The organism is Bradyrhizobium sp. HKCCYLS3070 (assembly GCF_051167575.1).
Classification (GTDB): domain Bacteria; phylum Pseudomonadota; class Alphaproteobacteria; order Rhizobiales; family Xanthobacteraceae; genus Bradyrhizobium.
The window spans coordinates 54,771-63,306 of sequence record NZ_JBNPTI010000009.1 but is presented as its reverse complement, the minus strand read 5'-3'; the positions used below and the strand labels follow the sequence as shown (position 1 = coordinate 63,306).

Genomic DNA, 8,536 nt, shown 5'->3' with positions numbered 1-8,536 from the left:
CTTGCGAAGGTCCGATAGCGGCTGCTGGTCGATTGCGCGGATTCAATTGACGCGATGGGCTTGCGCCATCGCGACGATCACCCTGCGCGGCCCCTTGAATGGCTCGCGCGCGTGCGCCGTCAGCATGTTGTCGAGCATCACGACGTCGCCGGTCTGCCAGGGAAAGACGATCTTGTGCCGGTCGAGCACGGCTCTGACCGTGGCCAGCGTCTCGTCCTCGATCGGCGCGCCGTCGCCGTAGAACGCATTGCGCGGCAGCTCGAGCGGATCGCTGACGATGTCGAGAAGACTTTCCCGAACCTCGGGCGCGAGGCTGGAGACGTGGAACAGATGCGCCTGATTGAACCACACCATGTCCCCGGTCACGGGATGCACCGCCGTCCCCTGGCAGACCTGCCGCGTCCGCAGCTCGTCGCCATCCTTCCATTCGCAGGCGATTGCATGGGAGGCGCAATAGGCCTCGACCTCGGCCTTCGACTCCGTGCCGAACACCTGTCGCCAGTCGACATCGAGTCCGCTGCCGTAGTTGCGGACATACATGACGCCCCGCTCGGCGAAGCGGTTACGGATCGCGGCCGGCATGTCGCGATGGATCGACCGGCTGTCGGCGACCGGCGTCTCACCGCCCTGCTGTGCCGCCTGCTCGCAATAGAACCAGATCTTCATCGGCCAGTCGCGCGTATAGGCCTGCTCGTTGTGCAGCGGGATGCTCTGGTGCGGCGGATATTCGGTCGAGGTGTAGACGCCGGCGCTGACCTGCGATCGGGGCGTCGAGCCGAATTCATAGGACAGCAGCGGATGGCCGAAGCTCGCGGCGAAGCTCCTGAACGCCTCGGCGCCGTCGAGATGGAAGCCACGGAAGAGAATTCCGCCGCACGCATAGAGCTGGCGCTCGATAATGTCGCGGACCTCGCTGACGGCCTCCATCAGCGGCTGCTGCGTGCGGCTGGCCCGCAGAAGGAACGGTAGCGATTCTTGTTCTATTTTAGATTGTATTGCGAACATGACTTCTCCCCGTCTCCCGTCGATTTCAGCATCGAAGTTTCTTCACCGGCCGGCTTTTCCGGCTGGGTCGTGCTTTCGGCACGCCGCTCAAGGCCCCGCGCGAGCAACGGCGAGTCCCGGCCATGCCCGACGTGCCAGCAATGCGGCAACGAGCTTCAGCAGATCCGCCTGTCGGCTATGGATGAAGAAGTGGTCGCCCGGCAGCATGTCGCGACCGAACGCGCCGGAGGTCTCGGCCCGCCACGCCTCCAGTGCCTCGGCACGCGTCTCGTCGAGATCTCCGCCGAACACGTGCAGCGGACACGGCAAGGGCCGGCGCCGCCGATAGACGTAGTTTCCGCACATCAGGAAATCGGCTCGCAGGATCGGCAGCGTGCCGCGCATGATCTCCATGCTCTGCAACGCCTCCGGCGGCGTGCCGTTCAGCCTGAGAAGCTCCTCGCGCAATGCGTCGTCACCGAGCGGCTCGCGCCAGCGGCTGCCGTCGCGCACGGCCGGCGCCTCCGTTCCGGACACAAGCAGCATCTGCGGCTTTGGCGCGCCGAGCGCGAGCAGCCTGTGCGCCAGCTCGAAGGCGAGCAAGCCGCCGAGGCTGTGTCCGAACAGGACGTAAGGCTCCGCCAACGGCGTCCCGATCAGTTCGGACGCGAGCTGATCGGCCAATGCTGCCGCGTCCGTTTGCAGCGGCTCGTCCATCCGCGCGCCCCGTCCGGGCAGCTCCAGCGGCACGATTTCGATCCAGGACGGAAGAGCTCTCCTCCAGCGCGCATAGACCATGGCGCTGCCGCCGGCATAGGGCAAACAGATCAGCCGCATGGCAGCCAGCCTCCTTCGCTTCAGGATTCGGCAGAGGCCTGGGCGTTCTCCTGCATGAATTTCCGCAGCGAGAGCGGCCGCATGTCGGTCCACACCTGTTCGATATGGTCCAGACACTCCTTCTTGCTCCCGGTCACGCCGACGGCCGTCCACCCGTTCGGGATGTCCTTGAACGTCGGCCAGATCGAATATTGTTCTTCGTGATTTACGACGACGGTGAAGGTGACGTCCTCTCTGTCGAAGACCATCATGCCCGGCTACTCCTACTAACAAACGACGTTGATGAACTACGAGTAATGCAGTTGATAATGACAGTCAAAAGGATACCGCCGATCGAAGTTTTTAATCTCTCCAAGGTGACACATAGGTGACGATTCAACATCAGGATGCATCGGCTCCAACGAGATGATTTGCTGACCCGATCGCGTTGTCACCGCGGAGATGATCACGCCTCAACGCGATCGATGAGCTACGCAAATTTTTATCAGATTGTAATTGAACGCCGTCCGCATCGCTCAGACTAACAAGGCCGCCGCACAATGGCCGTGCGGCGGCCTCATCATCGCCAACGCGTATCGACGTCCTAGAAATTGAACGTCGTGGAAACGAGATAGGTGCGCGGCGCCCCCAGGGTGATCACACCGCTATAGGCCGACGCCCAATACGCCTTGTCGAATACATTCTCGACGCTCGCCCGCAGCACGATCGGCTTGCCGTTCCAGGGCGAGGTGAAGGTGTAGCGGGCGCCCAGGTCGACGCGTGTCCAATCCGGCAGCGAGAGTTTGTTGGCCGCGTCGACATATTGTGCACCGGTGTAGACGACCCGCCCCGTGAGCGTCAGATCCCGCACAAACGGTGTATCCCACTCGGCGCCGAGATTCACGGTGAGCTCGGGCACGCCGATCGCCCGCTTGCCGTCCGTCAGGCCGCCCGAAGTCTTCTCCTGCACGCCGTGAATATACGCCACGCCCCCCAACAGCCGCAGCGTCGGCGTGACCTCACCGAATACGTTGAACTCGGCGCCCGTATTTCGCTGCCGGCCATTCAGCTCTTGAGTCAGCACTCCCCCTGAACTCGTGGTAATCACGCTCGCGCGTGAGATATCGAATGCGCTGACCGTGGTCGTGATTCGGCCGAAGTCGACCTTGATGCCGGTCTCGACCTGCTTGGTCTGCCCTGGCGGGAAGACCGTGCCGCTGTTGGCATAGCCGGCGGCAACGACGGTCGGGGTCTGCAGGCCCTCGATGTAATTGGCATACAGCGACACAAACTCGACGGGCTTGACCACGAGCGCATAGGCTGGCGTCCACACCGAGGTGTCCTCGAACGGGCGGCTCGATGCTGGAGTAACGAGATTCGTGACTTCCGTTCCCGCCGTTTGTCTGCGCACACCGACGGTCAGTTGAACCCGCTTGTTCAGCAGCGACATCGTGTCGGAGACGCCGATGCTCCAGAGATTTGCGCCGACGGTCTGATTGGCCTGGAGCGTCGTAAAGCTTGGCAACGCGATGTTGGTCGGCTCGCTGTAAAGGCTCCAGTTGGGCATCTTGCCGGAGACCACCTGCTGGGTATAGGTGCGGTCGGTGATGGAGTAGCCGACATTGACGGCATGGTTGATCGGGCCGGTATCGGCGGTCATGCGCAGGCCAGCCTCCCCGGCGTACGTCTTGTACGTCTCGCTTCCCGTTCCAGGAGTCCCGGACAACAAGCCAGCGTTACTCGAGAGCACCGGCGACGGATAACGGTAGTTGATGTTGCTGTCGTGATAGCCGAATCCGGCATAGGCGGTGATACGATCGTTGAGATCGACTTCGCCTTTCACCGTCGAGAAGAAATCGGTCGGCGCATAATACGCCCACGGCACCTGGAAATTGGTGCCGGACGACGGTGGCGACGGAATGCTGGTGACAGCAGTACCCACGCCGAAGAATCGCAGCGGCGGATTCAGCTTGTCCGCCTGATAGCCGACATCGGCATCGATTCGGACATTCTCGCCATGATAGTCGACGGCGAGGTGGGCATTGCCGAACTCGTCGGTCTGCCGGTTCCACGGGGTATCGCCGTTCGAATACTTGCTGTTCAGCCGTACGCCCCACTCCTTGTGCTCGCCATAGCGGCGGCCGACGTCGATCTGCTCGCCGAATTGCGTCTTGGACGCATAGGTCGCCGTTAGCTGCGTGATGTCGGTGTCGAGCGCGTGCTTGGTGACGAGATTGACGCTACCGCCGACCGCGCCGCCGCTTGAGGCGCCAGTGCCGCCGACCGTCATGCCGTTGAGCAGAGCCGCCGGCCCCTTCAGCAATTCGACCCGCTCGATGAAATTGGCGCCCGTCGAATAATATGGCGCGATGCCGGCGAGGCCATTCAGGGCGTAGTCGCCGCTGTCGTAGTAGAAGCCGCGGATGAACAGGCTGTCGGCGCCGCCGCCGGCGGCTTGGATCGTGCGCACCGAGGGATCATTGATCAGCACGTCGCGGATCGTGCGCGCCTGCTGGTTCTGGATCAGCTGCGAGGTGAAGCTCGTCTGGTTGAAGGGCGTGTTCATGACGCCGCGGTTGCCCAGCAGCCCGAGGCCGCCGCCGCTCGCGACCTGGCCGCCGGCATAGGGCGACGGCGGCGCGCCGACCGTTCCTGTCGACGGCGTCACATAGGCCACCGGGGCGGTCGGCGGCAGGTTGCGCGGAGCGACGCGGCGCTGCTGAGCGGTCCGCGTCGCGGTCGTCTGCGGTCTCGAGGCGGTCTGCCGGACTTTCGGCTTCGGCGCGTCGACGGTCACATCGGGGAGCTTGGTCTGCGCAAACGCCGATTGAACGCCTCCGACATTCAGCGTGAGCGCCAATGAGCTCACAAGTCCCAACGACATCGTCAATCCAATGTCTTTATCCCAAATGCGACAGACCATCCTGACACCCCGATCATTCCAAGTTCCAACTCGGCTCGTCGGTGGTCCTAACACACAGGTATTTGAGGATGGCGTCGCGCGACGTAGAACTCGTCTAACGAGCGACAGCTTCGCCGAAGCGATCGACTCAACAGATTGTCGCTACTACGAGATTCTTTTCCCTCCGCTTCTTTGAAGCCTTCAAAAGAAACGCATGTCGCGGGGACGATCGATGCGATCGCGTCGGCTGATTCAACTCACGACACCGATCGTCTCGAACTCATCGAAACAATTTCGATCAATCATACGATGACAACTAATCACATTGCCACTTTTGAATCAATCTTTGCTTTCAAATGCGCCACATCTCCGCCGCGCCACGCGCAGATCGGAGAAGGCATCGAGACATTTGTATCTGCTTGTTTCCAGGCCGGAGCGACACCGCTCGCGTCGGCGCTCGCTGCGCGAGATCGATCACGCGCAGCCGACGCAGCGTGCTGCCATCGCGATGACGCGTCGCGCGAGAGAAGACACGTAAGACAAGAGATGCGTGGGATCGTTGGCTGGCCGAGCGCGTAGTCCAGCAGCGCGGATCGAGATCAATGATGCGGGCTATCTTCCGCCGACCGGCGGCGGACGTCAGCGCTCAGAGCGGCCTATCCTGCGTCCCGGCCCGAGCGCCTTGCGCTTCGGCCTTCGCGCCGCGGCTCCGTCTCGTGCCGTAGGCGAGCGACAGCAGAATCGGAATCGACAGTCCGAGCCAGCACAGCGCGTCCCAGAGCCCGTCGCCGAACAGTCCGAAGGCGAGCCCGGCTGCGGCAACCAGACCGATCAGCAGCGGCGCACGAAACACCTGCCAGGTCGAGAGTTGCGCGGCGCGGGCAGATGGCGTCGCCGATGCGGCCGAGGAGCTCATGGCGACACCACCGCAGGCGCTGCCGATGTCACGACGCCAGACACCTTCCTGCGGAAGCCCCAGCGCTTGGCGGCCCACAGATAGAGTCCGCTGCACAGCACGATGATCGTGATGAGATCGAGAACGGCCCAGATGATCTTCAGCGGCAGTCCGCCGTAGTCACCGAAGTGCAGCGGCCGCGACACCTGCAGCGCGGTGAGATACCAGGCGAGCTCGGGCGCGACCATCTTGCTGCTGTCCTGGGCGTCGACCAGGACCGGCTTGAACATGCGCGCGGTGAATGGCGTGCGGCCCTTGGTCCAGATCATCAGATGCTGCGGGCTGCCGAACCGCGTCGTCGTCGGCAGGGTGATGGACGTCACCAGCCGATCCGGAAACGCGGTGCGGACGGCGCCAACGGCGGCCTCGATCGATTTTGCTTCCGCCAGCGGCTTGCCCTGATAGGGCGCGAGGAGTGCCGGCATGGTCTTCGCGCGCCAGAGGTCGAACAGCGGCACCGCCAGCGTGTTGATGGTGCCGGTCAAGCCGACCGCGAGCGCCCAGCTCACCGTGACGATACCGAGCAGATTGTGCAGGTCGAGCCATTTGAGCCGCGCCGAGCGATCCCGCACCGTGCCGAACTGCAGGCGACGCATGAACGGCCAGTATACGACGACGCCCGAGACGATGGACGCTGAGAACACCAGTCCCATCAGTCCGAGAAAGAGCTCGCCTGGCAGGCCGGTGAACATGTCGCGGTGGATGCGCAAGATCACGTCCATGACGTCCTGATGCGGCGCTTCCTCGCCGAGAACGACGCCGGTGCGCGCATCCACGGTGAGCCGATGAAACTGCCCAGGCACCGGAATGGCGGTCGGCGACATCGCGACCACGATCAGCGGCTCCGCCTGCTTCAGGCTCACGAACAGCGCATGCTGCTCCGGCAACTGCTGCTTGGCCGCCGCGATCAGGCGGTCGAGCGGCAACAGCGGCGTGTCGGCCGGCATCGCCGGCGCGGCGATCTCATCCTCGAAGAGATGATCGATCTCCTCATGGAAGATCAGCGGAAGCCCGGTCAGGCACAGTATCAGCAGAAAGATCATGCTGATCAGCGACGTCCACGTGTGAACCTGAACCCACAGCCGCATGCGCCCGAACCCACCCTTCGTCATCGACGTTGCACGTGATGAGCCGAACGTCCGGCAAGAGAAGGGCCGCAGCAAACTGAATCGGTCTAAAGCCGTTGGAATTTCTTTAAGGTAGCGCGCCTGTCCGCCGCAACCAGCGGAGCTGCAACGTGAATTTCGATCGCACCTCGCACCGTCGGTGCTCACGGACGGCGCGTGTCGCCGCCGTGAGGGCGCGCGCCGAAGTCGCCCTTGCGCGATGCCCGGATACATATGGAATCGCTTCCGCGTGGCCGCGCGGAATACGACCGGCTCTGGCTGCATCCGACGATGCGCCAGGGCCGGGCCGCAAACGCCATCTCAGAATGGATAGTGCCGTTCGCCAGTCTGCACCGTGATCCAGCGCAGCTCGGTGAACTCGTCGATCGCGGCCTTGCCACCGAAGCGGCCATAGCCGGAGGCCTTGACGCCGCCGAACGGCATCTGCGGCTCGTCATGCACCGTCGGCGCGTTGACGTGGCAGATACCGGACTCGATTCGCTTGGCGACAGCGAGCGCGCGGGCGATGTCGCGGCCGAACACCGCCGACGACAGGCCATATTCGGTGTCGTTGGCGACGCGCACGGCCTCGTCGACGCCGCTGACGCGCACGATGGTGACGACGGGACCGAAGCTCTCCTCGCCATAGATGCGCATCGCCGGCGTGACGTGATCGACGATGGTCGCGGGCATGATCGTGCCGCTGCCGCGGCCGCCGGCGGCCAACACGGCACCCTTGGCCACCGCGTCCTCGATCAGGCCGCCGACACGGTCGCAGGCGGCGGCGCTGACCAGCGAGCCCAGCACCACATCGCCCTTGCGCGGATCTCCGTAAGGCAGGCTGTTGGCCTTGGCCGCGAACTTTGCGACGAATTCATCCGCCACCCTGTCGTCGACCACGATGCGCTCGGTCGACATGCAGATCTGGCCCTGGTTCATGAAGGCGCCGAACGCGGCGGCATTCACCGCGGCGTCGAGATCGGCATCGTCGAGAATGACCAGCGGCGCCTTGCCGCCGAGCTCGAGCAGCGCGCGCTTCAATTGCCTGGCACAGGCCATGGCGATGAGACGGCCGACGCGGGTCGAGCCGGTGAAGTTGACGCGCCGGATCGCGGGATGGGCGATCAGCGCCTCGACCACGGCCTGCGCATCCTCGGGCGCGTTGGTCACGACATTGACGACGCCGTCACCGAGACCGCCTTCGGCCAGGCACGCGCCGATCAGCCGGTGCACGCCCGGACTCATCTCCGAGGCCTTCAGCACCACGGTGTTGCCGCAGGCGAGCGGCATCGCCACCGAGCGGACACCGAGGATGACCGGCGCGTTCCACGGCGCGATGCCGAGTACGACGCCGACCGGCTGGCGATGCGCCAGCGCAATGTTGTCGGGCACGTCGGTCGGGATCACCTCGCCCGCGATCTGCGTCGTCATCGCCGCGGCCTCGCGCAGCATGCCCTCGGCGAGATGCACGTTGAAGCCGGCCCAGCCCGCGGTGGCGCCGGTCTCGGCCATCATCAGCGCGATGAACTCCGGGGCGTTGCGCGCCAGCGCATCCGCAGCCGCATTGAGCCGCTTGCGGCGCTCGCCCGGGCCGAGCCGGGACCACGCCGGAAACGCCGCCGCGGCGGCATCGGCGGCGCGCAGCGCGTCATCGATCGACGCCGCCGCAACGATGGTTGCGATCTCGCCGCTGATCGGATTGAGCCGCTGGAAGGTGCGCTGATTGGTGGCGGACTGGTCCTTGCCGCCAATCAGGAGATTGATCGCGTTCAT

The 8,536-nt window shown here is 64.2% G+C and carries 7 protein-coding genes; all 7 read right to left on the bottom strand.

What is annotated here, in order from left to right:
- Positions 1-42 precede the first annotated feature (42 nt).
- Positions 43-927, bottom strand: coding sequence for a TauD/TfdA family dioxygenase (locus ACQR03_RS24405; protein ID WP_434841992.1), 885 nt, complete (start codon positions 925-927; stop codon positions 43-45).
- A 165-nt stretch (positions 928-1,092) separates the two neighbouring features.
- A complete protein-coding gene (locus ACQR03_RS24400) occupies positions 1,093-1,821 on the bottom strand; it encodes a thioesterase II family protein (protein ID WP_315752515.1) in 729 nt (242 codons plus the stop codon).
- A gap of 20 nt (positions 1,822-1,841) precedes the next feature.
- Entirely contained in the window at positions 1,842-2,072 is a 231-nt protein-coding gene (locus ACQR03_RS24395; protein WP_315752514.1) for an MbtH family protein, read from the bottom strand.
- A 332-nt stretch (positions 2,073-2,404) separates the two neighbouring features.
- A complete protein-coding gene (locus ACQR03_RS24390) occupies positions 2,405-4,684 on the bottom strand; it encodes a TonB-dependent receptor (RefSeq protein ID WP_434841993.1) in 2,280 nt (759 codons plus the stop codon).
- A 664-nt stretch (positions 4,685-5,348) separates the two neighbouring features.
- A complete protein-coding gene (locus ACQR03_RS24385; RefSeq protein ID WP_315717420.1) occupies positions 5,349-5,618 on the bottom strand; it encodes a hypothetical protein in 270 nt (89 codons plus the stop codon).
- Positions 5,615-6,745, bottom strand: coding sequence for a PepSY-associated TM helix domain-containing protein (locus ACQR03_RS24380; protein ID WP_316175874.1), 1,131 nt, complete (start codon positions 6,743-6,745; stop codon positions 5,615-5,617). The genes ACQR03_RS24385 and ACQR03_RS24380 overlap by 4 nt, the downstream gene beginning before the upstream one ends.
- 339 nt (positions 6,746-7,084) lie before the next feature.
- Positions 7,085-8,536 carry an aldehyde dehydrogenase gene (locus ACQR03_RS24375; RefSeq protein ID WP_316202736.1) on the bottom strand — a complete coding sequence of 484 codons (1,452 nt, stop codon included), beginning with the start codon at positions 8,534-8,536 and terminating at the stop codon, positions 7,085-7,087.

Coding starts and splice junctions, on each gene's coding strand:
- ACQR03_RS24405 (WP_434841992.1), bottom strand. CDS start 927: ATGGAGGCCGTCAGCGAGGTCCGCGACATTATCGAGCGCCAGCTCTAT.
- ACQR03_RS24400 (WP_315752515.1), bottom strand. CDS start 1,821: ATGCGGCTGATCTGTTTGCCCTATGCCGGCGGCAGCGCCATGGTCTAT.
- ACQR03_RS24395 (WP_315752514.1), bottom strand. CDS start 2,072: ATGATGGTCTTCGACAGAGAGGACGTCACCTTCACCGTCGTCGTAAAT.
- ACQR03_RS24390 (WP_434841993.1), bottom strand. CDS start 4,684: ATGTCGTTGGGACTTGTGAGCTCATTGGCGCTCACGCTGAATGTCGGA.
- ACQR03_RS24385 (WP_315717420.1), bottom strand. CDS start 5,618: ATGAGCTCCTCGGCCGCATCGGCGACGCCATCTGCCCGCGCCGCGCAA.
- ACQR03_RS24380 (WP_316175874.1), bottom strand. CDS start 6,745: ATGCGGCTGTGGGTTCAGGTTCACACGTGGACGTCGCTGATCAGCATG.
- ACQR03_RS24375 (WP_316202736.1), bottom strand. CDS start 8,536: ATGAACGCGATCAATCTCCTGATTGGCGGCAAGGACCAGTCCGCCACC.